24 protein-coding genes and 1 other RNA gene are annotated in these 25721 nt (G+C 57.7%); 10 read left to right on the top strand and 15 right to left on the bottom strand.

Annotated elements, in window-relative coordinates; all coding sequences use genetic code 11:
* Positions 1-192 precede the first annotated feature (192 nt).
* From purH to aroQ, 8 genes are all read right to left on the bottom strand, one after another.
* Entirely contained in the window at positions 193-1773 is a 1581-nt protein-coding gene (gene purH, locus ABJT94_RS05395; protein ID WP_348477152.1) for a bifunctional phosphoribosylaminoimidazolecarboxamide formyltransferase/IMP cyclohydrolase, read from the bottom strand.
* A gap of 164 nt (positions 1774-1937) precedes the next feature.
* A complete protein-coding gene (gene fis / locus ABJT94_RS05390) occupies positions 1938-2246 on the bottom strand; it encodes a DNA-binding transcriptional regulator Fis (RefSeq protein ID WP_028669477.1) in 309 nt (102 codons plus the stop codon).
* The gene (gene dusB / locus ABJT94_RS05385; protein ID WP_348477153.1) at positions 2243-3232 is read right to left on the bottom strand and encodes a tRNA dihydrouridine synthase DusB; all 990 of its coding nucleotides are present in this window, start codon (positions 3230-3232) and stop codon (positions 2243-2245) included. The genes fis and dusB overlap by 4 nt, the downstream gene beginning before the upstream one ends.
* 142 nt (positions 3233-3374) lie before the next feature.
* On the bottom strand, positions 3375-4733 hold the full coding sequence (locus ABJT94_RS05380; RefSeq protein WP_348477154.1) for a DUF3426 domain-containing protein: 1359 nt from the start codon (positions 4731-4733) through the stop codon (positions 3375-3377).
* 168 nt (positions 4734-4901) lie between these two features.
* Positions 4902-5798 (bottom strand): 50S ribosomal protein L11 methyltransferase, encoded by an 897-nt coding sequence (gene prmA / locus ABJT94_RS05375; RefSeq protein WP_348477155.1) that lies wholly within the window; start codon positions 5796-5798, stop codon positions 4902-4904.
* Between the two features lie 182 nt (positions 5799-5980).
* Entirely contained in the window at positions 5981-7327 is a 1347-nt protein-coding gene (gene accC / locus ABJT94_RS05370) for an acetyl-CoA carboxylase biotin carboxylase subunit (protein ID WP_348477156.1), read from the bottom strand.
* A gap of 11 nt (positions 7328-7338) precedes the next feature.
* Positions 7339-7794 carry an acetyl-CoA carboxylase biotin carboxyl carrier protein gene (gene accB / locus ABJT94_RS05365; RefSeq protein WP_127556417.1) on the bottom strand — a complete coding sequence of 152 codons (456 nt, stop codon included), beginning with the start codon at positions 7792-7794 and terminating at the stop codon, positions 7339-7341.
* Positions 7795-7809: 15 nt separating this feature from the next.
* Positions 7810-8250: a type II 3-dehydroquinate dehydratase gene (gene aroQ, locus ABJT94_RS05360; RefSeq protein WP_348477157.1), complete on the bottom strand. Its 441-nt coding sequence runs from the start codon at positions 8248-8250 to the stop codon at positions 7810-7812.
* Positions 8251-8594: 344 nt separating this feature from the next.
* Between aroQ and ABJT94_RS05355 the strand changes: the two genes are divergently transcribed.
* Positions 8595-9647, top strand: a complete 1053-nt coding sequence (locus ABJT94_RS05355) for a DUF2333 family protein (RefSeq protein ID WP_348477158.1) — start codon at positions 8595-8597, stop codon at positions 9645-9647.
* An 83-nt stretch (positions 9648-9730) separates the two neighbouring features.
* Here ABJT94_RS05355 and ppa read toward each other — a convergent pair whose 3' ends face one another.
* From ppa to ABJT94_RS05320, 7 genes are all read right to left on the bottom strand, one after another.
* On the bottom strand, positions 9731-10261 hold the full coding sequence (gene ppa / locus ABJT94_RS05350) for an inorganic diphosphatase (protein ID WP_348477159.1): 531 nt from the start codon (positions 10259-10261) through the stop codon (positions 9731-9733).
* Positions 10262-10408: 147 nt separating this feature from the next.
* Positions 10409-11698: a 3-phosphoshikimate 1-carboxyvinyltransferase gene (aroA, locus tag ABJT94_RS05345; protein ID WP_348477160.1), complete on the bottom strand. Its 1290-nt coding sequence runs from the start codon at positions 11696-11698 to the stop codon at positions 10409-10411.
* A gap of 124 nt (positions 11699-11822) precedes the next feature.
* Positions 11823-12722 carry a universal stress protein gene (locus ABJT94_RS05340; RefSeq protein ID WP_213679328.1) on the bottom strand — a complete coding sequence of 300 codons (900 nt, stop codon included), beginning with the start codon at positions 12720-12722 and terminating at the stop codon, positions 11823-11825.
* Positions 12723-12840: 118 nt separating this feature from the next.
* Positions 12841-13410, bottom strand: coding sequence for a BON domain-containing protein (locus ABJT94_RS05335; protein ID WP_348477161.1), 570 nt, complete (start codon positions 13408-13410; stop codon positions 12841-12843).
* 1 nt (position 13411) lies between these two features.
* Positions 13412-14008 carry an SIS domain-containing protein gene (locus tag ABJT94_RS05330; RefSeq protein WP_127556410.1) on the bottom strand — a complete coding sequence of 199 codons (597 nt, stop codon included), beginning with the start codon at positions 14006-14008 and terminating at the stop codon, positions 13412-13414.
* Positions 14008-14361 carry a YraN family protein gene (locus ABJT94_RS05325; RefSeq protein ID WP_348477162.1) on the bottom strand — a complete coding sequence of 118 codons (354 nt, stop codon included), beginning with the start codon at positions 14359-14361 and terminating at the stop codon, positions 14008-14010. The genes ABJT94_RS05330 and ABJT94_RS05325 overlap by 1 nt, the downstream gene beginning before the upstream one ends.
* Positions 14361-16178, bottom strand: coding sequence for a penicillin-binding protein activator (locus ABJT94_RS05320; RefSeq protein WP_348477163.1), 1818 nt, complete (start codon positions 16176-16178; stop codon positions 14361-14363). Before ABJT94_RS05320 ends, ABJT94_RS05325 begins: the two co-directional genes overlap by 1 nt.
* A gap of 175 nt (positions 16179-16353) precedes the next feature.
* Here ABJT94_RS05320 and rsmI point away from each other — a divergent pair, with 175 nt between their 5' ends.
* The 9 genes from rsmI to mraY all read left to right on the top strand — a co-directional run bounded on the left by rsmI (position 16354) and on the right by mraY (position 25721).
* Positions 16354-17211 (top strand): 16S rRNA (cytidine(1402)-2'-O)-methyltransferase, encoded by an 858-nt coding sequence (gene rsmI, locus ABJT94_RS05315; RefSeq protein ID WP_348477165.1) that lies wholly within the window; start codon positions 16354-16356, stop codon positions 17209-17211.
* Positions 17212-17276: 65 nt separating this feature from the next.
* Positions 17277-17623: RNase P RNA component class A (rnpB, locus tag ABJT94_RS05310), an RNA gene on the top strand.
* An 833-nt stretch (positions 17624-18456) separates the two neighbouring features.
* A complete protein-coding gene (gene mraZ / locus ABJT94_RS05305) occupies positions 18457-18912 on the top strand; it encodes a division/cell wall cluster transcriptional repressor MraZ (RefSeq protein WP_127557859.1) in 456 nt (151 codons plus the stop codon).
* Complete coding sequence (rsmH, locus tag ABJT94_RS05300) at positions 18909-19850, top strand: 16S rRNA (cytosine(1402)-N(4))-methyltransferase RsmH (RefSeq protein WP_348477166.1); 942 nt, start codon at positions 18909-18911, stop codon at positions 19848-19850. The genes mraZ and rsmH overlap by 4 nt, the downstream gene beginning before the upstream one ends.
* A gap of 13 nt (positions 19851-19863) precedes the next feature.
* A complete protein-coding gene (gene ftsL / locus ABJT94_RS05295; RefSeq protein WP_348477167.1) occupies positions 19864-20160 on the top strand; it encodes a cell division protein FtsL in 297 nt (98 codons plus the stop codon).
* A 33-nt stretch (positions 20161-20193) separates the two neighbouring features.
* The gene (locus ABJT94_RS05290) at positions 20194-21861 is read left to right on the top strand and encodes a penicillin-binding protein 2 (protein WP_348477169.1); all 1668 of its coding nucleotides are present in this window, start codon (positions 20194-20196) and stop codon (positions 21859-21861) included.
* Positions 21858-23303, top strand: coding sequence for a UDP-N-acetylmuramoyl-L-alanyl-D-glutamate--2,6-diaminopimelate ligase (locus tag ABJT94_RS05285; protein ID WP_348477170.1), 1446 nt, complete (start codon positions 21858-21860; stop codon positions 23301-23303). The genes ABJT94_RS05290 and ABJT94_RS05285 overlap by 4 nt, the downstream gene beginning before the upstream one ends.
* The gene (gene murF, locus ABJT94_RS05280) at positions 23293-24636 is read left to right on the top strand and encodes a UDP-N-acetylmuramoyl-tripeptide--D-alanyl-D-alanine ligase (protein ID WP_348477172.1); all 1344 of its coding nucleotides are present in this window, start codon (positions 23293-23295) and stop codon (positions 24634-24636) included. The genes ABJT94_RS05285 and murF overlap by 11 nt, the downstream gene beginning before the upstream one ends.
* Positions 24636-25721, top strand: a complete 1086-nt coding sequence (gene mraY, locus ABJT94_RS05275) for a phospho-N-acetylmuramoyl-pentapeptide-transferase (RefSeq protein WP_348477173.1) — start codon at positions 24636-24638, stop codon at positions 25719-25721. The genes murF and mraY overlap by 1 nt, the downstream gene beginning before the upstream one ends.

The raw sequence follows: 25721 nt of genomic DNA, 5'->3' as shown, positions 1-25721 counted from the left end.
TCGCCTTCAAAGGTTTAGCGCCGGGTGCCAGGTAGGGCTATCGAGGGTGGTCCGCAGCAGGGATGCTGCGGTCCAGGCCCCATGGACGGGTTTACGCCGACCCTCGATAGCCCTACCTGGTGACCGGTGCGGGCGACTGGCAATGCAATCAACCGCGAACGCCGAAACTCGGGTCACCAAGCCCGGCGGGTATCAGTGGCGGAAATGGCGCATACCGGTCAACACCATGGCAATACCATGCTCGTCTGCAGCGGCGATGACTTCGTCGTCGCGCATGCTGCCACCCGGTTGAATCACGGCTTTGACGCCCATTTCAGCGGCCTGGTCGAGGCCATCCCGGAACGGGAAGAAGGCGTCGGATGCCATAACCGAACCGGCGATTTGCAACCCTTCGTCCGCGGCCTTGATGCCGGCAATTTTAGCGCTGTAAACGCGGCTCATTTGACCCGCGCCGATACCGACGGACTGGCCGTCTTTGGCATAGACAATGGCGTTGGATTTAACGAACTTGCACACCGACCAGGCGAATTGCAGGTCGAGCAGTTGTTCAGGGGTTGGTGCTGTTTTCGTGACCAGCCTGAATTCATCAGCCGGGACTTCGCCCAGATCCCGGTCCTGAATGAGCAGGCCACCGTTGACGCGTTTGAAGTCAAAACCGGGCAGAGCACGATCCCAGTAGCCACTGCTGAGCAGACGAACATTGGGTTTGGCGGCAACGATGGAGGCTGCTTCGGCACTGACTGAGGGCGCGATGATCACTTCGACAAACTGACGGTCAATAATAGCGCGGGCCGTGGCGGCATCTAGCTCCCGATTGAAGGCGATGATGCCACCAAAAGCCGAGGTCGGGTCGGTCTGGAAGGCGCGTTCGTAGGCGGCCAGTTGTGTATCGGCAACCGCCACACCGCAGGGGTTGGCGTGTTTGACGATGACACAGGCCGGTTGCTCGAAGCGTTTGACACATTCCAGGGCCGCATCGGTATCGGCAATGTTGTTGTAGCTCAGCGCCTTACCCTGCAAGCTGGTTGCGGTGGCTATGCTGGCCTCGGGGGTCTCTGTATCGACGTAAAATGCTGCTTTCTGGTGCGGGTTTTCGCCGTAGCGCATTACGTCTTTCAATTGCCACTGCTGATTGTAGGTGTGCGGGAAATCGGCTTTTTCGGGAACGCTGGCCGGGTCGGTATCGAGGTCTACCCGGCCGAGGTAATTGGCGATCATGCCATCGTACGCAGCCGTATGTTCAAAGGCGGACCGGGCCAGCCGGAAGCGGGTTGAGCGCGACAAACCACCGCTGGCATCCCATTCACTGAGAATGGCCGGATAATCGTCGGTGTTAACGACGATGGCCACGTCGGCGTGGTTTTTGGCCGCTGAGCGCACCATGGTCGGGCCGCCGATGTCGATGTTTTCAATGGCGTCGGCCAGGGTGCAGTCGTCACGGCTGACGGTGTCGGCGAAGGGGTAGAGGTTGACCACCACCAGATCAATGGCAGCAATGCCGTGTTCGTTCATGACCGTGTCGTCCTGACCGCGCCGGCCCAGAATGCCACCGTGAATCTTCGGGTGCAGCGTCTTTACCCGGCCGTCCATCATTTCCGGAAAACCGGTATGGGCGGATACTTCGGTTACCGGAACACCAGCGTCGGTCAGCAGGCGAAAGGTGCCCCCTGTGGACAACAGCTCGACACCGCGCTGGTTGAGTTCGCGGGCAAAGTCGACGATGCCGGTTTTGTCGGAGACGCTGATCAGGGCGCGTTGTGGCGTTTTGGTCATAAGATCCTCGAACGATCGGTCGGTGGCTTGTAGCGGCAGACGCGGTGCCGGGTTGGGCCGGTTTCAGTCAAAAAGCAGAGTCTGTGATGGTCAATCTGGTGCAACTGGTCAAAAACCGGTTGTCCGAAATGCAAAAAGGCGACTCGATGTCGCCTTTTAAGTGGTTAGAGCAGCCCGTACTGCTTCAGTTTCTTGCGCAAGGTACCCCGGTTAAGGCCGAGCACCCGGCTGGCTTTGGTCTGGTTGTCCCGACTGAAGCGCATGACGGCTTCGAGCATGGGGGCTTCCACTTCGCTCATAACCATCTGGTAGACATTGGCAACGTCCTGGCCTTCGAGGTGGGCAAAGTAGTTGCGCATGGCAATTTCAACGCTGTCACGCAAAGTCTGGGGGTTGTCGGCCGAGGAGTGGATGTTCAGTGAATCTTTTGAATCAGGGCGCTGAGGGTCCTGGGCAACGGTGTCGAGGTTCATGCTGCTGTATCCTTTAACGATGTCAAACGTTGAAAAAGGGTGGCTATAACCTGGAGCTGCTCACGCGGTTGCTCCAGGTGATTGAATGCTGAGAGTGTCGTCCGGTCGACACCCCGGGCTTTGAGGTACCAGCCCACGTGTTTACGGGCAATGCGAACGCCCATGTAGTCTCCATAAAACTGATGCAGCGACTGGACATGTTGGCTCAGCGTTGCAGCAACTGTGTCCAGATCCGGCTCTGGCAGTATCTCGCCATGGGCCAGGTAATGATTGATCGCCTGAAAGATCCAGGGGTTTCCCTGGGCCGCCCGGCCAATCATCACCCCGTCGGCACCGGTGACTGAGAGCACCTTCGCTGCCTGCTGCGGGCTGTCGATATCACCATTGGCGAGCACCGGAATTGTTACGGCCTGCTTTACCTGCGCGATGGTGTCGTACTCGGCCGCGCCTTTATAGGCATCGGCCCGGGTCCGTCCATGCACCGACAGCAGCGCAATGCCCAGGTCTTCCGCCATGCGAGCAATGGTGACGGCATTGCGCTGGTCTGCTGACCAGCCAGTCCGGATTTTCAGGGTAACGGGTACATCAACCGCCCCAACCACGGCGGCCAGGATGTCCCGAACCAGACCTTCATCGCGCATCAGGGCGGAACCGGCCGCCTTGTTGCACACTTTCTTGGCCGGGCAGCCCATATTAATGTCGATAATCTGTGCGCCGCGGGCCACATTGGCCTGCGCAGCCTGCGCCATCATGTCGGCGTCGCCACCGGCAATCTGGACACTGATCGGCCCCTGTTCACCACGGTGGTCAAGCCGCCAGCGAGACTTGTTGCTGTTCCACAGGCGAGTATCACTGGTGACCATTTCCGACACGACCAGACCCGCACCCAGCGACCGGCACAGCGAGCGAAACGGTCGATCGGTGACTCCGGCCATAGGCGCCAGGACGGTCGGTTGTGTAATGGTATAGGGGCCGATGGCAAACACAGTAATCGGTTAAAAATTGCTCAGCTCAAGGGCGGGGAATGATACTGGCTCTGGCGTTCAGATGAAAGATTGACAATCCGTTTCTTTTCAAAAAATGGGGCCAGTGGCCCCATTGATTGTCTGAGCTGTTCCGGTGTTGCTATCAACCGGGTCCGGCAGGCGCCAGAACAAGCTGGTAGTTCACGGCCCGGGTGCCGGGATCGCGAATCGGAAGGGAGACATAGATGCGGGTATTGACGGGCATCAACCGGGTGCCGGTTAGCTCGCCACGCAGGTATTGCTCTGGTGTGAACGACTGGTCGGCCACCAGTTCCCCGTTGACGTCGGTGTATTGCAGAATCAATATCGGGAACGGTTGCCGGAAGGCGGCGCGGTTGGTCAGAACGGCGTCGAGCAATTTCACATCATTCAAGGCCCGGTGATCCCGGATCAGGACGTTTGACGTGCGCACCAGATCCAGGTCTTCCTGTTCCGGCAGGGTACAGCCCACTGCGTTGCACACCGTCTGATAAATACCCCGCCACTGATCCATTTTGGCGTAGGTGTCCCGTTGCACCCAGGCAAGCTGGGCGACCAAGACTCCGATCAGCACGACAATAAAGACCGCACCCAGCCAGCGCCAGCGCGCCAGCCGGTCTTCGGCATTGAAATCCAGGTCGATGTCGTGATTTAGCTGACGAACAACTGAGGATGCGGTGGCCTTGTCGTTGCCGCGCCGGTCGGTGCTGCCGAAAGCGGGGCTGTCGAACTCGTCGGGTTCCGAGTCGTCAACGGACCAGGCGGGTTCGGCTTCCGGCCGTTTTGCCTTGACCGGCCGGGGGTCGGACATTGGCTTGCTTGCGAACTGTGCTTTTTCCTGGCGATGGTTATCCCGGGATTCTTCGCGTTCTAGTTCTTCCAGAATTGACTCTGCCCAGCTTTCATCGGCGCTTTCCGGGTCGTCGAGGATGTCTTTTTCATCATCGGCCTCACGCTGGAAGGGGTTGGCGCTTTTGCGATTGCTGGTCGGGTTGTTGAGGCTAATGAACGAGTCGCTTAAATCGCCCAGTTCGGAATCGTCATCGTCCTGGTCGTAGAGATCGTCATCGCTGTCCTGAAAGACGAATTCCTGGTCTTCTTCTGGGTTGTCTGCAAACAAAAAGTCGGCATCGTCATCGTCGTCTGCGGCAAAACGCGAGGGCGGGGCTGGCTTGGCGGGCTTGGGTTTGGCTGGCGGTGCCTTGGGTTTGGCGGCTGCTGCGACTTTCGGTGCTGCTGCTCGCTGGGCTTGAGCCGGTTTTTTTTCTGTTGGCCGGGCCTGCTTTGCAGCGCCGGTCGCCGGGCGGGCTACCGGTTTGGGCTTTGGCTTGCCGGCAGCGGCAGTCACAATGTGGTTTCGGGCACTAAAAACCTGCAGGCAGGCGCCACAGCGGACAGAGCCGTTGGCAATGGACAGCTGTTCGTCACTGACGCGAAAAGAGGTGCCGCAGTGCGGGCACTGTGTAATAAAGGTTTCAGCCATTGCTAATTAGGTTTCCTGGCATCCATGCACGATTGGTCCTGTCTCTGGCCACGGTTCAGGTGACCCGCAGGGTAATATTGATCCGTTTTGTGTGGCGCGACGGTCGGTTAGTGTAAGAAAGGCGCTGTCAGATAACAATATGTGACTGCTTCACCCGACAAGCCAGCCTCACTGCGAACGCCGGCGCCCGTTCAGTCGAACCCAGCCATCATGGCTTGCGCGGGGCTCAAAGTCGACCCAGGGGGCATAGGCTGCGAGTACGGCATCGGCCTGGTGTTCCAGTATGCCGGACAGTGCGATTTTGCCGTCGGGTCTGAGCCGGTTGCAAATCGACGCTGCCAGGTCGCACAGCGGGCCTGCGAGAATGTTGGCGACCACCAGATCATAGTGCGGGTCGAGATCCTGGTCGTCGAGCATGACCCGAAAGCGTGATGGGTCGATGGCGTTGTTGACGGCATTGGCCCGGGTCGCATCGAGTGCCTGGGGGTCAATATCGAGTCCGTCCATGCGGTCAGCACCCAGTAATAAGGCGGCCAGGCCGAGGATGCCGGAGCCACAGCCATAGTCCAGCACAGTATCGCCGTGCCGGGTATTCTGGTCGAGCCAGGTCAGGCACAGGAAGGTGGTCGGGTGAGTGCCAGTACCAAACGCGAGGCCGGGGTCCAGTCTCAGGTTAATGGCCGTCGGATCGGGTGGCTCGAGCCAGGATGGGCAGATCCACAACCGGTCGCCGCATGGAATCGGCTTGAAATTGTCCATCCAGCTGCGTTCCCAGTCTTTGTCTTCCAGAATTTCCGTGATGATAGGGCCCTGAGCGTCAATGTTCATTGCCTGCATGGCGTCTTGTAACTGCCGGGTCAGGGCATTGGCATCCAGTTCGTGGTCGAACAGGCCCTGAATCGTTGTGTGCTGCCACAGCGGTGTTGTGCCACGGATGGGTTCGAAAACCGGTTGGTCTTCGGTATCGACTAGGGTCACCGCCTGGCACCCGGCCAGCAGCAGGGCATCTTCCAGAGCGTCGGTGTGCTCGGGTAGCGTGGGAATTTTGATGTGTAACCAGGGCATGGCAAATCCTGTGCAAAGTTGGGCAGCGTTTCAGAGGCGAAGTGTACACCAGAGCGACTGTTGGTTCAGTTCTGCCTGCAATCTGGCTCGCGAAAGACTGTTTACGGCCAAGCAATAAAAAGCCGGGCAGAACCCGGCTTGGTAGCAGTCAGTGTTCCGGCAACGGGTGCCGGATTGTCCGCTTACTGTTCGTCGGCCAGTTTGTGCTCAAGGTAGTGAATGTTAACACCACCACGCGCAAAGCCAGCGTCTCGTACCAGATCCATTTGCAACGGGGTGTTGGTCTTGATCCCGGCGATAACCAGTTCATCCAGTGCCGATTTCATGCGCGCCAGCGCCTGGGGACGATCGTCTGCCAGGGTGATCAGCTTGCCGATCATGGAGTCGTAAAACGGCGGAATGGTATAGCCGGAATAAATGTGCGAATCCCAACGCACGCCAAGGCCACCGGGCGGGTGGAACTGGGTGATTTTGCCCGGGCTGGGCATAAAAGTACGCGGGTCTTCGGCGTTAATGCGGCACTCAAAGGCATGGCCCTTGATATGAATTTCATCCTGACGATAGGACAGTGGCTCGCCCGAGGCGATGCGCAGCTGTTCCTTGATGATGTCCACCCCGGTCACCATTTCGGTCACCGGATGTTCGACCTGAACGCGGGTGTTCATTTCAATGAAATAGAAGTTGCCGTCTTCGTACAGGAATTCAAAGGTGCCAGCGCCCCGGTAGCCAATCTCGATGCAGGCATCCACGCAGGCCTTCTGCACTTTGGCGCGCGCTTCCGGGTCGATGTGCGGCGCCGGTGCTTCTTCCATAACCTTCTGGTGACGACGCTGCAGTGAGCAGTCGCGATCGCCGAGGTGAATGGCGTTACCATGGGTGTCGGCCAGTACCTGAATTTCAACGTGACGCGGATTTTGCAGGAACTTTTCCATGTAAACGGTGCCGTCACCAAAGGCGGCTGCAGCTTCGTTCTGGGTGACCTGAATGGCGTTGAGCAGGTCTTTTTCTGCATGAACAACGCGCATGCCACGACCGCCGCCACCCGCGGCGGCCTTGATTATGACCGGATAGCCTACATGGCGACCCATGGCCAGGCATTTTTCCGGGTCGTCGGTCATCGGGCCATCGGAACCCGGAACCGTCGGTACGCCGGCTTTTTTCATGGCTTCAATGGCCGATACCTTGTCACCCATCAGCCGGATAACACTGGACGACGGGCCGATGAAGGTAAAACCGGATTTCTCGACCTGCTCGCAGAAGTCAGCCCGTTCGGCCAGAAAGCCGTAACCGGGGTGAATGCCATCGGCATCAGTGACTTCGGCCGCGGCGATCAGGGCGGGTATGTTCAGGTAACTGGCGGAGGAGGCATTGGGGCCAATACAGACCGACTCGTCGGCAAGTTTCACGTGTTTCAACTCACGGTCGACGACAGAGTGCACCGCCACCGTCTGAATGCCCAGCTCTTTGCAGGCCCGCAGGATGCGCAAGGCAATCTCGCCGCGGTTAGCAATCAGGACTTTCTTAAGCATGACAGGCCTCGTTAGCTAATGGTGACCAGGGGTTGGTCGAATTCGACCGGCTGACCGTTTTCAACCAGAATCGCTTCAACGGTGCCGCTCTTGTCGGCTTCGATCTGGTTCATCATCTTCATCGCTTCAACGATGCAAATGGTGTCACCCTGTTTCACTTGCTGACCTACTTCTACAAAGTTGGGGCTGGTTGGTGACGGTGCGCGATAGAAAGTGCCGACCATCGGTGACCGTACAGAGTGGCCAGCCGGTTCAGCCGGGGCACTGGGTTCGGCAGCTGCCGGGGCCGGTGCGGCGGCAGGCGCTGCCATCGGAGCGGGCGCTGCTGCGTAATGCATCTGCTGCGGGGGCAGGCTGTGTGAGGTACGGCTGATGCGAATGGCTTCTTCACCTTCGGTGATTTCAATTTCATCAATGCCGGATTCTTCCAGCAATTCGATCAACTTCTTGACCTTGCGAATGTCCATAACGGGTTCCTTTATTCAGTGCGTTAACTGTTGATGGGCGGCGTGCAGAGCGAGTTCGTAGCTGTGCGCTCCAAATCCACATATCACTCCAACCGCCTGGTCGGAAAGATACGAATGATGTCTGAACGGTTCACGGGCATGCACATTGGACAGGTGCAATTCAATGTAGGGAATGGCAACGCCGGCAAGTGCATCGCGCAGGGCAACACTGGTGTGAGTGAATGCACCGGGGTTAATCAGGATGAAGTTGACCCCTTCATCCCGGGCCTGATGAATGCGATCGATCAGCATGCCTTCGTGATTACTTTGGGCACAGGCCAGGCTGTGGCCGAGGTCGGCAGCGGCGCGTGTTAGCGACTGTTCGATATCGTTGAGCGTAGTGTGCCCGTATACCTCGGGCTCCCGGGTGCCCAGCAAATTGAGGTTGGGGCCATTGAGCAGCAGTAATTGCGCCATGAGTACCTGTTAGTCCTTAGCTGTTGGTCCGGATGAGAGTGTAGGTGGTGAATCGACCAATGTCCGGGAACCTGACCGGAAATATAGACGATAGTGCTGTTAAATTCGTCGAACAACTGAATCGACGAATTTTAGTTGTGAATTTACATCATCAAATGCCTGCCTTTCCATGCTTTTCGTGCATTTCAGGCGCTGTCCGGCCGGAAACAATGAAGGCGGCCCAATGGGCATTATTGCTTTTGTGACCATCATCCCTTGGTTTCGGGTGAGCGGATGACTAAGCTGGCGGCAACGGCATTGCATTCCACACTATTTTAAAGTCGACAGGCAGGGAGTTCAGACAGATGATTCGTGAACGATGGTCACGCATTAAGACAGGGCTGGGTCGGGGGCTTAGCCGTTTTCGACTGACCGGTCGTTCCAGCCGCTGGCTGGGCCTGGTGGCACTGGTTGTGTTTCTGGCGCTGGTTCTGCTGGGCTGGTACTGGAGTAACGAACCCGGAGAGCGGGATGTCGTTGCGCTCGCCGAACGCCATGCCAGCGACAATGGTCACGAGCTGGTCGTTGGGTACACCACAACCTATACCCTAAAGGAACTGATGACGGTGGTGCTGGAAAAGCCCGGTGGGTACCTGTCCAATGACGTGACACCGCCTTCGTTGTGGCTCGATAACATGCCAAGCTGGGAATTTGGGGTGATCATTCAGGTGCGGGATCTGAGCCGTGCCATGCGCCGGGATATGAGTCGCTCCCAGTCTCAGTCGACTGAAGACCCCGATCTGGCCAGAGCGGAGCCGCTGTTCCATTTTGACCACAATAGCTGGATGCTTCCGTCCACCGAGAGTGAGTACCGGCGGGGGCTTGGGTACATCGATGCCTATATGCTGCGCTTGTCCGATCCCGAAAACACCCGGGCTCAGTTCTATGCGCGTGCCGATAACCTGAACCGCTGGCTGGAAGATGTTGAAACCCGACTGGGCTCCCTGTCACAGCGACTGAGCGCCTCGGTGGGTCAGCGCAGTGTCAGTACCAATCTGATGCTCAACCCTGATGCGGCCACTAGCGTTATCAGTAGCGAAGAAGAGATTGTGAAAACGCCGCGCCTCGAAGTGGACAATGTTTTTTATGAAGCCCGGGGATCTGCCTGGGCGTTGTTACACATTTTGAAAGCCATCGAAGCAGATTTTGGTTCGATTCTGGATAACAAGAATGCCCGGGTCAGTTTGCAGCAAGTGATCCGCGAGCTGGAAGGCACCCAGAGAATGGTCTTTTCGCCCATGGTCCTGAACGGCAGTGGCTTTGGTCTTCTGGCCAATCATTCGCTGGTTATGGCCAACTACATATCGCGTGCGAACGCAGCTCTGGCCGATCTGCGCGAGCTGATGGCCAGTGGTTAACGGGTTAGCGACAGACATAAAAAAAGCCGGGAGTGTGATCCCGGCTTTTTTTTTCGTTTTTTCGGCGAGTCAGGCCAATTGGGTTATTGCTTGTCGTAGGCGGTGGCCGCTTCAGTAATGATGTCTTTGGCGCGGGCTGCATCGGCCCAGCCTTCGACTTTGACCCACTTGCCTTTTTCGAGATCCTTGTAGTTCTCAAAGAAATGTTTGATCTGTTCCAGCAGTAGGGCGGGCAGGTCGGTCACCTCCTGCACATCGTCGTACAGAGCACTGAGCTTGCTGTGCGGAACCGCAACCACTTTGGCATCGGAGCCCGCTTCGTCGGACATCTCCAATACGCCCACCGGACGCGCGCGAATGACACTCCCGGGTACCACCGGGTAGGGCGTAACGACCAATACGTCTACCGCATCGCCATCATCGGCCAGGGTGTTGGGAATGTAGCCATAGTTAGCCGGATAGAACATGGGCGTGGCCATGAAGCGGTCGACCATCAGGGCGTCGAAGTCCTTGTCGATTTCGTATTTGATCGGGCTGCTGTTCGCTGGGATTTCAATGGCAACGTAGACATCGTTAGGCAGGTCTTTCCCGGCCGGGATCTGGTTATAGCTCATGAAGCGGGCCTCCTGGTTCGTAAAGTGGTACCGCCTGGTCTCAGGCGGCAGGTATTAACAGTGTGCGCGCCATTATAGGGACTGACACGCAGCTTTGCAGCCTTACCATGGTCGCAGTGTGAGGGATTTCCGCACGGTGCGCAGAGCTCACTGACTGTGGGTGATGCTGGCAAAGCGTTCGAAATAGTCCGGAAAGGTTTTTGACGTACAGCCCGGGTCGTTAATGGTGATCTCGGCTTCGCTGAAAGCCGCCAGCGAAAAGCACATGGCAATGCGATGATCGTTGTACGTATCAATGGCGGCCGATTGCACTGCCTTGGGCGGCGTGATGGCAATGTAATCCTCGCCTTCATCCACAGTGGCGCCCAGTTTGCGCAGTTCTGTCGCCATGGCCGCAAGCCGGTCGGTCTCCTTGACCCTCCAGTTATAAATATTGCGGATGCGTGTGGTGCCCTCGGCAAACAGGGCTGTGGTGGCAATGGTCATGGCCGCATCGGGAATGTGGTTCAGGTCGACATCAACGGCTTTGAGCGGGCCGTCCTTGCTGACTTCAATCCAGTGTTCGCTCCAGGTTACCCGGGCACCCATTTGTTCGAGTACCTCGGCGAAACGGGCATCACCCTGTACCGATGCCGTTCCGGTGCCTTCAACCCGAACGGGTCCGCCACCAATGGCGCCGGCAGCGAGAAAATAGCTGGCACTGGAGGCATCGCCCTCTACCATGATCCGGCCCGGGCTGACGTATGCCTGGTCGGCACTGATGTGAAAGGAGCGGTAGTTGTCGTTGGTAACCGTAACTCCGAATTGCTGCATAACATTGAGCGTGATGTCGATATAGGGTTTGGACACCAGCTCACCGGTTACCCTGATGGTAAGGTCTTCGGTCAGCAGCGGCGCTGCCATCAGCAGCGCGGTGAGAAATTGACTGGAAATACTGCCATCGATACTGACTTCGCCGCCTCTAAGTGTCTCGGCTTTAATCCGCAGGGGCGGGAAACCGGCTTGTCCGAGGTAGGTTACGTTGGCACCTAGCGGCGTCAGTGCGTCGATCAGGTCACCGATGGGACGTTCAGCCATGCGCGGCTCACCGGTCAGTTCAAACTCACCGGAACCGGCACAAAGGGCGGCAGCCAGGGGCCGCATAGCGGTGCCAGCATTGCCCAGAAACAGGGTCAACACCTGGCCGCGAGCCAGTTCACCCGCCTGGCCGACTACGCGGCATTCGGTGCCGTCTTCGCTCAGGTAATAGGGGATGCCCAGTTCGTACAGGGCGTCGAGCATATAGCGGATGTCGTCGCTGACCAGCAGGTTGCTGACGCGGGTAGTGCCCTTGCACAGGGCCGCCAGCAGCAGGATTCGGTTCGACAGGCTTTTGGAGCCCGGAATTTGAACGGTGCCGCGCGCCTGTCGCAGTCTGGGGAGGGTCAGAGTTTGCATAGCCATCCGTACGCTGAAGAAATCGGGCGGCTATTGTACGTCAGCTTGGGGTGGTCTTGCATCCAGTGCAACACCTTGAAAGAGAGTGTTGCACCTTACGGCATGCTCAACGGGAATTGTGCTGTTATTTCACGATCAGAATATCGACTGTTATGCGGTCTAGAATTTTCTCGGCGGTATGGCCAAGCAGCCAGCGTTCCAGTCCGCTTCGGGCCACGGCTCCCATGATAACCATGTCAACATTGGCCTGGTGCAGATATTCCGGAATAACCGACAGTGTTGAACCGGTTTCGAGCACCGTGTTGGCCCGGTCGATCTGGTGCTGATCGGCCAGTTGGTGCAAGGCCTGCTCGTGTTGCTCGCGAATCTCTTCGCTGATATCGGCACTGTCAATGGTCGGCTGATCGAGATAAATAAGCAGCGGCGTGGGGTCGTACACATGCAGCAGTTCGAGCCGGCCGTTGAGATGGGTGCCAAAATCCTTGCCCCAGCGGACAATGTGTTCATCCAGCGTATCGGGTTTATCGTTGGCCTGCACCGGGTCTACGGCGGCAGTAAGGCGCACCGGATCACCCCAGGCGTTTGATTTGGTCAGCAGCAACGGCACCGGGCAATGGCGAATGAGCTCCCAGTCGGTCTGGCTGAAAAAAGTACGCTGAATGACGTTTTGATGGTGCGTTGCCTTTACCACCATATCGGTCGGGTGTTCAGACAGGTAATTCAGCAGCGCCGTGCCGGCATGCTTGTCCCAGACACCTTCGAGTGAGACCTCGACGGCTTCATTGCGAGCGATGTCGGCGATGGTTTCCAGCCCTTCCATCATGCGATGCATGTAGGCTTTCTGGGCTTTTTCCGACGTCTCCGGGTTGAGCGGATGGTTGGACGCCAGGCTGGCATTGTAGCCGCAGGCGAACAGGGTGAGGTGCGCGTCGTCAAGACGCGCCAGACGGCTTGCCTTGCTGACGGCCAGGGCACTGTCTTCGGCCGGATCAATCAGGACAATAATGTGTTTGTGTTTAAACATGGCCAGTTCCTCACAGGGTCGATACATTCGGCAGCTGTTGTCTAAAGCTTAGTCGCAGTTACTGCGCTTGTCTGCGCGCGCTTCAAATTATTCCGAGCCTTCCCGGTGCTGGCCGCCATTAGTCGGCCGGGGTAAAAACCGTCACCACTTTTTGCACACCCGAGACTTCCGACGCGATGGTAACCGCCTGTTGTGCGGTGTCACGGGTCACCCGGCCAAGCAAATAAACCACACCCTCTTCAACCACAATATTAACGTTGGATGACGAGAATTCATCGGTGGTAAACATTCTGGATTTAACTTTTACCTCAAGCCAGGAGTCATTGGTGCGTACGCCGGCTGAGATAGGTGCCTTGGCTGACAGGTGGTTGTGCACTGCTTCAACCGTGGGGTCATTGCGCGCAACCTCGGTAGCCCGGGCAATTAAGTCAGTGCTGGGAACCTGGCCAACCAGAAGCACCAGACCGCTGTTGACGTGAATGCCGATGCGGCTCTGGCTGAAGCGCTCGTCGGCTTTGTCGAGGTTGACGGCGAGGCGCGTTTCGAGGCTGTTGTCGTCAATCACCTGGCCCATGCTGCGGCCTTCGGTGTCGGGAACAATGGGCTCATCGGTAGCGCTGCCTAGTAGGCTAGCGCACCCGCTGAGGGCGAGAAAACCGGACATAACGATGATAACGGGGAGTTTCATATCAGAGCTCACTTCCAAATAATTGATGTTCGATCAGCGCACCCAGGCAGTTCAGAATCAGATGGTGGGTTAGCTGCAGACTGGTATTGGTGGCGCCGGAAACACTGAGTTCAACATCATTTTCTTCCAACAGGGTGGCGATGTCACCACCGTCCGGCCCGGTTAGTGCGACAACGCACAAACCCATGTCGTGAGCGGCCTGCACCGCTTTTATCACAGCAGGTGCCTTGCCGGATGCTGAAATTGCGAGCAGCACGTCCTGCTCGTGCCCAAGCGTGCGAACCTGTCGGGCGAAAATGTCATTGGGGTTGGTATCGTAGCTAATGCCACTCATTAGCGACCCGTCGCCCGACAGTGCTAAAACGGGTAAGCCGGGGCGCTCCCGGTCGAATCGACTGAGCATGCCGGTGGCGAAGCCCTGGCCAAGTGCGGCGGAACTGCCCATGCCGCAGACCAGTATTTTTCCGTCGTTAAGCAGCGCTTCGGTTAGTAGGTCGGCGCCGTGGTGCAGCAATTCGTCGAGTTGTTCGGCCACCCACTGAAAGGATTCCAGGCTTTGGCCAATGTGCTCGTAGAGAATGTCATCGGGCTCGGTCATCAGGCCGCAAAGGCTCCTTTAATCCAGTGAATGGCATCGTTTTTATCGAGCGCCAGTACATCAAAGCGGGCGCCGCAGCGGGCATGCGCCGGGTTGGATTGCAAATACCATTGCGCCGCCCGAATCAGTTTTTTCTGTTTCGCGGGAGTCACACTGGCGCTGGCCGAGCCAAACCGCTCATTTCGGCGCTGCCGGACTTCGACAAACACGAGCGTTTCGCCATCGCGGCAAATCAGATCGATCTCGCCGACCTTTACCTGAAAATTGCGTGCCAGCACCGTCCAGCCCTGCTGTTGGCACCATTCGTGAGCCTGGTCTTCTGCTTCGCCGCCTTTTACCGGTCGCCAAACCATCAGGGCGTTATACCCGTGGGGTTGAGAACGTTTACCAGCCCGCTGCCCGGGCGAACTTCACCGTTGCTGAACTGGGCCCAGGTCAGCTCGCGCTCAATGCGCTGCCGGGCATCGAGCCTTAAAGTGCCGGTGACACCGTAGACGCGGGTGTCGGGAAACTGTTGCAGTTGTGGCAAGCGCGGGTAGAGCCGGTAGCTGTCTACACCCAGTGCGACCAGGGATTCAAAGCCGGCAAACTGTTCATTGAACGCTGCCCGGACATCGCGCTTGATCTGGTTTTCGCGCAGCTCCCAGGGCATTTCAACGAACGAGACGCCGTTCAGATCCTGATCGCGACTGGTATTGCGGGTGCCGTCATAGAGATGCGATGTAGCCATAACCGGAATGTCCGAGGCGTATTGAAAGTTCAGCATAGGTTTGAGCTGACGAGCCTGGGACGGAAAAGCGACCATGAATATCATGTCGATGTCTTCGCGCCGGCGTGGTTCAAAAATAATGTCTCGCTCAATCAGGGAATCGAGCGTGCGCATGCGTCGTTCACTCTGGTCGATATTGAGTGCCCGGCGAACGGTGTTGAGGTATTGGTCTGGCTGGGTATAAAGCGATTTGCTGGTTATCCGCCCACCCTGGGTTTCCCAGTTGCGAACGAAGGTGTCGCTCACTTTACGGCCCCACTCAGAGTCGGGTGCCAGAACCATGGCGTTGCGGTTGCCTTGCTGCCAGGCCTGTTCGGCCACTTGTTTGGCTTCATCTTCCGGTGCCAGGCCGAACTGATAAAAGTTGGACGGACCACTGCCCGCCAGGTCACTGTAATTCAGCGCCAATACCGGAACAGATAGTACGGTTTGCTGCTGCAATTGCTGAACCCGTGTTTTATCGAGCGGACCGATGATCAGATCGGCGCCTTCGAATACAGCTTGCTTGTAGGTGTTGTAGGCATCGGCATTTTTGGTGGTGTCGAAGAAGGTCAGGGAAGGGACATCGCCCTCTTCAAGGCTCGACTCGTACCAGGCTGCCAGCAAACCACTGCGTATGGCTTTGCCGGCCATCTCCAACGGACCGGACAGTGGCAGCAGTACTGCAATGTTGCGTGGCTGGGTGTTGGCCAGTTGGCGCAGTAACGCCAGGTCGCCAGGGATGTTTTGAGCGGCCGGGTGTGACGGGTGACTGTTGATCCATTCGTCGATGGCGATCACCTGTCGGCGCAGGTCGTCCGGATTGTCCCGTGCGATCAGCGCCAGCTCGAGCCAGCCGGTCAGGTCGGGGCTCGATTCTGCAGCAACCAGATCCCGAATCGATTCTTCGGGCACCAGTTGAAGGTCAAACCAAATCTGTTCGTTGTTAAAGCGGGCATCATCATCTTCCAGAACCGGCGCCAGAAATATTCGCTCACGCGCGGCCGACAAATAGTTGCCTGAATATTCGTAAGCTTCCGCCCGCATCAGGCTGATGACTTTTTGTTGCTCCAGTGGCAAACCATCGAACAGGGCGGCGCGGTCACCACTGAGCCAGTTGAGTGCTTCATTGCCGTCACCCAGAGTCAGCGCAAGCTCGGCTCTGAGTTGGGCGTAACGCGTGCGCTGTGCCGTGGTTAGCTGATTGAACTGAAGACCGCTCAGCACCACCTCGGCTTCATTGACCTGGTAGTCTTCAAGCAAGGCCTGCGCCTGGTCCAGGCGCTGATCGACCAGGCCGTCGACCGTTTGTGCCGATTCATCCGACACCGGGTCCGAAGTGGTTGACTGGCTGGCACAGCCAGCCAGCAGCGCGATGGCAACCCCGATGCAGAGTGACAGGGCAGTTTTGGTGATGGGCATTTTCAACATGGACCGGGCGCTGGTTACAATGGATTACTGGCATTCTACTGAATAAAGTGAAGATGAAATAGGGCGTTGCCTGTAAGGAACCCGCTTCTGGTACAGTGTCGGTTATTACCGTTCCCGTTAACCCTAGTCTGCCCGGGTGCTTCTGGCACCACCCAACCGAGGTCTCATGTCTGTCAATACAACTCTGCCAGCGGCTCTTTATGTCGTCGCGACGCCCATCGGAAATCTGGATGATATTACGCGCCGTGCGGTCTTGGTGCTGTCGTCAGTGGATGTCTGCTGTGCGGAAGATACCCGGCACAGCCGCCGTCTTCTGGATCATCTGGGGGCGTCGCCCCGGCTCATTTCTGTCCATGAGCACAATGAGCGTGACCGCGGACACTTTATTGTTTCTTTACTGGAGCAGGGGCAGTCGGTGGCACTGATCAGTGATGCCGGTACGCCGCTGATCTCCGACCCGGGCTATCACCTGGTTCAGGCCGTTGCCGACGCTGGCTTTCCGGTGCACCCGGTTCCTGGGGTCAGCGCGGTTATTACCGCCTTGAGTGTCGCGGGTCTGCCAACGGATCACTGGCGCTTCGAAGGCTTTCTGCCAGCTAAGACGGCCGCCCGGCAAAAAGCGTTGCAAGCCTGTGCAGAGAGCCCCCACACCCTGGTGTTTTACGAAAGCAGCCACCGCATTCTCGCCAGCCTGACGGACATGATGTCGGTCTACGGCGGCGAACGGCGGGTGGTGGTTGCCCGGGAGCTGACCAAAACCTTCGAGACGGTGTTGCGTGGCACGCTCGAAGAAGTGTTGGCCAGGGTCGAGGCGGATGAGCATCAGCGCAAAGGTGAGTTTGTGGTGATGGTGGCCGGCGAGGCGCGAGCCGATCAGTCGGTTGGACTGGACCCTAAGGCGCTGGCGGATGTGCTTGCGCCGCTGATGCCGCCCAAGCAGGCAGCGGCGGCCATGGTGTCATTAATAGGTGGGCGCAAGAAAGAGTGGTATGAGCTGATTACCGGTTTGAACAGGGCGGACTGAAGTTCAGGGTCTCAGCGACAGAAAAACACTTGCGATTCGTCGGGTTTCCCGTATTGTGCGCCCCGCGAGTTGGCCAGGCAGTCGCTGCTTCGAAAGAAGGAGAGGAAAGTCCGGGCTCCACAGGGCAGGGTGCCAGATAACGTCTGGGCGGCGAAAGCCGACGGAAAGTGCAGCAGAAAGGAAACCGCCGTTCGCTTGCGAGCGGTAAGGGTGAAAAGGTGCGGTAAGAGCGCACCGCAGGTCTGGTAACAGAGCTGGCGATGGTAAACCCCACCTGGAGCAAGGCCAAATAGGGTCCCACTAAGGCGCGGCCCGCGTCGGGACCGGGTAGGCTGCTTGACCCTGCGGGTGACTGCAGGGCTAGACGAATGACTGTCCACGACAGAACCCGGCTTATCGGCTGACTCGCACTCTTTTATCCTCCTTGGTATGCCCCCGAATCATCGGGGCCGTGCAGGCTACCGGGTTAACCTGTTCGGAGTCGGCGTAAATCCATCCATGGATCCTAGGCCGCAGAATATGAATCCCCTCCATGGGATTCACCCTCCGGGCTCGCTGCGCTCGTGCTAAAACGCTCCTGGCGTTTTAGTCCTTGCTGCGGACTCCCACGAACAGGTTAACCCGGCAGCCTGCACTTGCTTGGCGTCGTTTTGAATAGATCTCCATTAATTCGTTTAAACCCCAATGCAAGCGTCTTCCAGAAAAAAATTCTTACCTCAGCTTTTATTGGCGTATTTTTTAAATTGAGTGAGTTGGTTCTCCACTTCCCTTTTGTCCATTGTCAGCAAACCGCAAAGCCCGTAACGATGCGGCTGTGCGCCGTTTCACATCTGACCGGTGTTCTGCTTCTCTAATTCCCTGGTCGACTTATTAATTGGTTTTATATTCCAAAATATTCTTTAACTTAATGTGTCACTTTAACTTGAGCGGCCAAGTTGGTCTGTTTGCTTGGGTTTGGTGTGTTAGTGGTCGCTAACTTTGAGGTGCGAGTTTGTGCGCTATTTCCTAACTTGCTGTTTTTAGTGGTTTTTTCTGAAGCTCCCCGGCTAGTGACCACTTGCTTGTGGGTCGCGTGGCTCCTATAGTGTCGTTATGTGGAGAAAAGTGGCAAAAAGTGGGTTTGAAGGGCAGGGATTGACCGGAATTGGCCGTTAGGCATCCGGGCACGCATCCGGCACAACCCAACAGGAAGTCAGACCAATACAACGGATTACGACCACCATGGCACGAGCGACCGACACAATCATGCTCCGAGGAGTGCACACCCTGGCATTGGATGCCAAGGGTCGCCTCGCCGTGCCTAGTCGTTACCGCTCGGTGTTACAGGCGCTGGCCGAAGGCCAGCTAGTGGTCACCATTGATACTGAAGCCCGCTGTCTGCTGATCTACCCGCTGGATGAGTGGGAAGTCATTCAGGAAAAAATCACTGCACTGTCCAGCTTCAACAAAGCGGCCCGCCGTATTCAGCGGTTGCTGGTCGGTCATGCGACGGATGTGGAGATGGACGGTTCCGGCCGGGTGCTGATTCCGCCGCCGCTGCGCGATTATGCCAGCCTGGATAAAAAAGTCGTCCTGCTGGGTCAGGGCAACAAATTTGAATTGTGGTCGGAAGAACTGTGGGAGCGCACGCGCGATGCCTACCTGGATGAAGCTGGCGATGAAGACACCTTAACTGAAGAACTGGAGCAAATTTCACTGTGACCCCAACACCGGACCAGGCGTTCAGTCATGAAACCGTTTTGCTGCACGAGACCGTGGCGGCATTGCAGGTGGCGGATGGCGTCTACGTCGACGGTACCTTCGGGCGGGGCGGTCACAGCCGTTTGTTGTTAGAGCAATTGGCGCCTGCGGGCCAGTTGGTCGTGGTTGATAAGGACCCGCTGGCGATAGCGACGGCTAATGAGCTGGCTGAGCAGGATTCCCGGGTAAGCGTCTGCCACGCCAGCTTCGCCGATTTGAAATCTCAGTTGCAGCAGCGCGATCTGGCCGGCCGGGTCAATGGCATCTTGCTGGACCTGGGAGTGTCTTCGCCGCAGTTGGACGATGCCAGCAGGGGGTTCAGTTTTCGCGCGGATGGCCCTTTGGATATGCGCATGGATCCGACCTCGGGCGTCAGTGCAGCGCAGTGGATTGCGCATGTCGGCGAGACAGATCTGGCCAATGTACTGTTTCGCTACGGCGATGAGCGTTACAGCCGCCGGATTGCCCGCGCCATAGTGCGCGCGCGCGGTGAGGTACCCATTACCACAACCTTGCAGTTGGCGGACATCGTGTCGAAGGCGCACCCGGCCTGGGAGCGTCACAAGCACCCGGCAACGCGCAGTTTTCAGGCAATCCGCATTCACATCAACGCAGAGCTGGCTGATCTGGAAACGCTGCTGGCCGACTGCGTTGAATTGCTGGCCCCCGGTGGCCGGCTCGCGGTCATTACCTTTCACAGCCTGGAAGACCGGCTGGTTAAGCAGTTTATTCGTGAGCAGGAGCAGGGCCCTGAATTACCGCCGGGTTTGCCGGTGCTTGAGGCAGAGATTCCGCGCACCATGAAAAAGGTGGGTAAACCGATCAAGGCCAGTGCGGCTGAAGTGCAGGGCAATATTCGATCGCGCAGTGCAACCCTCAGGGTTGCTGAGAAGTTGTGATGGAGGTCTGGTGATGTCCTGGCCAGCCCGATTGCTGACGCTGGGGTTGCTGGTTGCGGTACTGGTGTCCGCCTTCGGGGTCATTCAGGTGACCTACCAGACCCGAGTGCAGTTTGCCCAGTTGGAGTCGTTGAGACTGGAAGGGCAGCGCCTGGAAGAAGAGTGGGGGCGCTTGCTGCTGGAAGAGAGCGCTTTTTCGTCTCCTGCCCGGGTCGAGCGTCTGGTACGCGAAGAGTTGGGTATGTCGGAACCTGAGCCAGAGCAGATGCGTTGGTTGAACCGAAACGAACGGCAAATACAAACAGATTGAGTTAAGTCACTTAAAAGGGAAACCAGAAAAAACATGTTGGCAAACTGGCGCTTTCATTTTGTTCAAATCGTGCTGCTGGCTCTGCTGGCGGTCGTGGTTTGGCGCGTGCTCAGTTTGCAGGTACTTGAGAAGGAGTTTCTGATCGACCAGGGTACCTCGCGCTGGCAGCGTGCGGAAGTGATTAACGCGCCCCGCGGTATGTTGACCGATCGCCATGGTGAGCCGGTCGCGGTCAGCACGCCCGTGGTTTCTGTCTGGGCAGACCCTCGCGAGCTTGGCGAGTCCGATATCAGCCGTCTCGCGGCGGCATCAGGGGTGAGTGAGCGCACGCTGGCGGCGCGCCGCCAGCAACACCGCGCGTTCATGTACGTAACCCGGCACCTGGCGCCTTCTGACGCGGAAGAAATTCTGGCGCTGAGCATTCCCGGTGTTTATGGGCTGACCGAATACAAGCGGTATTACCCAGCGGGTGAAGTGGCCAGTCATATCGTTGGGATAACGGATATTGACGACCGTGGTCAGGAAGGTATTGAACTGGCTTACGACCGGCAACTGCAGTCACGTGCTGGCAAGAAAGAAGTGATTCGCGATCTGATTGGCCGGTCGGTGCGTGATGTTGGCGAGCTGGAAGCCCCCAAGGCCGGTCGGGATCTGAGTCTGACTCTGGATCTGAGGTTGCAGTATCTGGCCTACCGGGAGCTGAAGAAAGCCGTGACGCAGATGGGCGCAACCGGCGGGTCGGTAGTCATGATGGATGTGCATACCGGTGATGTGCTGGCTATGGTGAACCAGCCTGGCTTTAACCCCAATAATCGGGCCAGCATGACGCCTGCCGCCATGCGTAACCGGGCGATGACCGATCAGTTTGAGCCGGGTTCGGTGATGAAGCCCATTACCATGGCGGTTGCGCTGCAAAGTGGCCAGTTCCGGCCCGACACCGTTATTGATACCAGTCCTGGCTATATGAGGCTGGGCAGCTACACCATTCGCGATTTTCGCAATTACGGTGAACTGGATCTGACCGGCATTATTACCAAATCGAGCAATATTGGCATGGCCAAGGTAGCGCTGGCGCTCGAAGGGCAGGATATCTGGAACATGCTCTACTCGCTGGGTCTGGGTCAGAGTACGGGCATTGGCTACCCCGGTGAAGCGGTTGGCCGCTTGCCGAATCAGGTGGAGTGGCGGCCGGTCGAGCAAGCGTCCATGGCCTATGGCTATGGGATTGCGGTCACGCCACTGCAATTGGCCCAAGCTTATTCGACCCTGGCCAATGGCGGACACAAGGTCAACGCTCGCATTTTGATGGATGCGCCCATTGAGACGGGCCCTCAGGTTATCTCCGGCGAAATCTCCAGTCAGGTCCTGGCGATGATGGAAACCGTGGTGCAACCGGGCGGTACCGGCACCTCCGCCACGCTCGACTGGTTCAGTGTGGCAGGCAAGACAGGTACCGTGCACAAGGTGGGCGGTGAAGGCTATTTTGACGATCGCTATATGTCGACTTTTGTTGGAGTGGCGCCAGCTCAAAATCCCGAGGTGGTCACCGTGGTGGTGATCAACGAACCCCCTTCCGATGCTTATTATGGTGGTCGGGTGGCTGCTCCGGTATTTAACGGCATTATGCGGCAGGCACTGCCTTTACTGGGCGTCGAGCCGGATCTGATTCCACCCCAGGCACGCATGGAGGGTGATCAATGATGCCTCTGCATAATGGTTTGCCTGGTATTCCTGAGCTGTCTGGACTGGCCGTGCGCGATCTGACGCTCGACAGCCGTGAAGTGGGCCGCAAGGATGTGTTCATTGCACTGAAAGGGGCGGCCGTTGATGGTCATGATTATATAGACGCGGCGGTCAAGGCTGGTGCGGTTGCGGTCATCGCTGAACACCCGGTCACCGGCACTGACGTGCCGGTTGTGGTCGTTTCCGATCTTAAAGCCCGGTTGGGTGAGCTGGCGCACGATTTTTATCAGGCACCGAGTGACCACCTGCAAATGATCGGCATTACCGGCACCAACGGTAAGACGTCGACCTGCCAGTACATTGCCCAGTCGCTGGATTACCTGGGTAAGCGCTGCGGCATCATCGGCACCAATGGTCAGGGCTTGTGGGGTGCCTTGCAGGAAACCATTAACACTACGCCCGATGTGGTGCGCTTGCACCGTGAGCTGGCGCGCCAGCGCGACCAGGGTGGGCGTTTCTGTGCGATGGAAGTGTCGTCCCACGGTCTGGTTCAGGGACGGGTTGCCGGTGTGCGTTACAAGACGGCGGTCTTCACCAATCTGAGCCGTGACCATCTGGACTATCACGGCACCATGGAAGCCTACGGCAACGCCAAGTGGACTCTGTTCCAGCGGCCGGGCCTGGTGAATGCCATTGTGAACCTCGACGATGCCTGGGTGCAGCAGCATCTGGACACCATTGTGGCCGAGCGGGTCATTACCTTTGGTCATGCGCCCGAGGCAGATGTTCGCGTGGTTTCTCACCAGTGCCATCCCGGTGGCATCGATGCTGTGATCGCAACGCCCTGGGGCGAAACTGAATTGAATCTTCCTCTTCTCGGGCAATTTAACCTGAGCAATGCACTGGCCGCTTTTTCGGTGCTGCTGTCTGAATCTGTACCCTTGTCGACCGCCGCGCGGGTGTTATCGACCTTGCGCCCGGTCAAGGGTCGTATGGAAAAACTGACGCTCGACTCAGGCCTCACCGTGGTCGTTGACTATGCCCACACGCCCGATGCCGTCAGCAAGGCGCTGTCGGCCTGCCGGGACCATGTATCCGGGCGACTGGGTGTGATTTTTGGCTGCGGCGGAGACCGCGATCCCGGCAAGCGCCCCGAAATGGGCGCCGCAGCCGAGCAGGGAGCCGATTTTGTGGTGGTCACCGACGATAACCCTCGTGGTGAGGCCTCGGCAGCCATTCTGGCTGATATCCGGCCGGGCTTTACCCACCCGGATCGTGTGACTGAAATCCCCGACCGGCGGTCCGCCATCGAGCAAACGCTGGCGCGCTGCGGCGCAGGTGATGTGTTGCTGATTGCAGGAAAAGGCCATGAGGCCTATCAGGAAATCATGGGTACACGGCATCCGTTTTCAGATCAGGAAACGGTGTTGGCCTGGCAGGAGGTTAACCATGTGGAGTAGTCCGACACTGAGTCAGTGGGCTTCTGCCTGTCAGGGGCAGCTTATTGGTGAAGACCGGGTTATCGGGGAGGTCTCAACCGATAGTCGCACCGTTGCACCAGGCGATGTCTATGTTGCATTGGTGGGCGACCTGTTCGACGGGCACAACTATGTGACGACCGCCATTTTCAAGCAGGCGGCGGCTATTGTCGTGCATAACCCCGTTGCTGACTGCCCGGTGTCGCAAATAGTGGTGGACGACACGCGGCTGGCGCTGGGGTATTTGGCCGGGCTGCTGCGCAACGCATTTGAAGGCCAGGTGGTGGCCATTACCGGCAGCGCCGGTAAGACCTCTACCCGGTCAATGTTACAGCATATTTTTAACCAGCAGCCCGGGTTGCTGGCGACACAGGGCAATTTCAATAACGACATTGGTGTACCGAAGACCTGGTTTAGGTTGAGTGATCAGCATCAGCGCGTGTTGCTTGAAATGGGGGCCAGTGCTATCGGAGAGATTGAATGGATGACCCGCTTCTCCCGTCCGCACATCAGTCTGCTGCTGAATGCGTCTGAAGCCCATTCAAGCGGCTTTGGTGGCCTGGAACAGGTTCGCCAGGCTAAAGGCGAGATTCTTGAAGGCACCGAACGCGATGGCGGTTGTGTACTTAATCATGACGACCCGGGTTATCAGGGCTGGCTGAAGCGGGCGGTTGATCGTCGAGTGATCAGTTTCGGGCAGCACAGCCGTGCAGATGTATGCCTGTTGTCTTTCCAGGCTTCGGGCACCGGCAGTGAATTCACCCTGTCGTTGCCCGATGGTGATATTTCGGTCTCCTGGTCGATGCTGGGCAAGCACATGGCGCTGAACGCGGCCGCTGCTGCGGCAACGGCCTGGCTGGCCGGGGTTTCACCTTTGGATATCGCCGAGGGGTTGTCACAAATGCAGCCCGAGCCCGGCCGACTGGAACCGCTGGTGTCCGGGCATGGCGGTATTCTGATCAACGATGCCTACAACGCCAGTCCGGCGTCGGTTAAAGCCGCCATCGATGTATTGGCGGAGCAAAGCAGCGATACCTTGCTGATATTGGGCGATATGGCGGAGCTTGGCGACGATAGCCACGCTCTGCACCAGGAGCTGGGTGTATACGCGCGAGGCCGCATTCAGTCGCTCTGGACGCTGGGAACTGAATCATCCGTGACCGCCAACGCCTTTGGCGGTCAGTCATTTGAAACGTTGAAGCAATTGCTGGATGCATTGCCATCCAGATTGACAGAAACCACCGCAGTACTGGTCAAGGGATCGCGCAGTGCAGGTATGGAACGGGTCGTAGAAACCCTGAAAAGGAAACCTTGATGTTTGTTTGGTTGACACAGTACCTCATTCAGCTCCACTCCGGCTTCGGCGTGTTGCAGTACCTGACACTGAGAGCCATTTTTGGCGTGCTGACGGCGCTTGGTGTGTCGCTGGTTCTGGGCCCCTGGCTGATTCGGACACTGCGTCAGTACCAGATTGGGCAGTCGGTTCGGACCGACGGACCTCAGAGTCATTTGAGCAAGGCTGGCACCCCGACTATGGGCGGCGCACTGATTCTGGTGTCGATCGTTGTGTCGACGCTACTGTGGGCTGATCTGGGTAATCGTTACATCTGGATCACCATTCTGGTGACCGCCGGTTTTGGCGCCATTGGCTGGGTTGATGATTATCGCAAGGTGGTCAAGCGTGACAGTCGCGGTTTGTCGGCCCGCTCGAAGTATTTGTGGCAGTCGGTGTTTGGTCTGGGCGGTGCGCTGGCGCTGTTCTGGACATCAGGTGATTACATTGTGGCGAACACCCTTTATGTGCCGTTTTTCAAGAACATCGCCATTGTACTGGGTGGCTTTTTTGTGGTGCTGGCCTATTTCGTCATTGTCGGCACGTCCAACGCGGTCAACCTGACCGATGGCCTGGACGGCCTGGCGATTCTGCCCACGGTACTGGTCGGTGGCGCTCTGGGCGTGCTGGCTTACGTTGGCGGCAATACGGTGTATTCAGAATACCTGCAGATTCCCTACGTGCCGGGCGCGGGTGAGCTGATCATCATATGTGGCTCACTGGTCGGCGCCGGCCTCGGTTTTTTGTGGTTCAACACTTATCCGGCCCAGGTATTTATGGGGGATGTGGGATCGCTGGCGCTAGGCGCCTGCCTGGGTGTGATGGCAGTGATCGTTCGGCAGGAGTTGGTGCTGTTTATTATGGGCGGTGTTTTCGTGGCCGAGACGGTATCGGTGATTCTGCAGGTCGCGTCATACAAGCTGACCGGCCGGCGGATTTTTCGGATGGCACCCCTGCACCACCACTATGAATTAAAAGGCTGGCCCGAACCCCGGGTCATTGTTCGGTTCTGGATCATCACCGTCATTCTGGTGCTGATCGGTTTGGCAACGTTGAAGATTCGCTGA

The sequence above is a fragment of the Saccharospirillum sp. genome (genome assembly GCF_039982735.1).
In the GTDB taxonomy this organism is placed as follows: Bacteria; Pseudomonadota; Gammaproteobacteria; order Pseudomonadales; family Natronospirillaceae; genus Saccharospirillum.
This window is presented reverse-complemented; position numbering and strand designations above follow the sequence as displayed.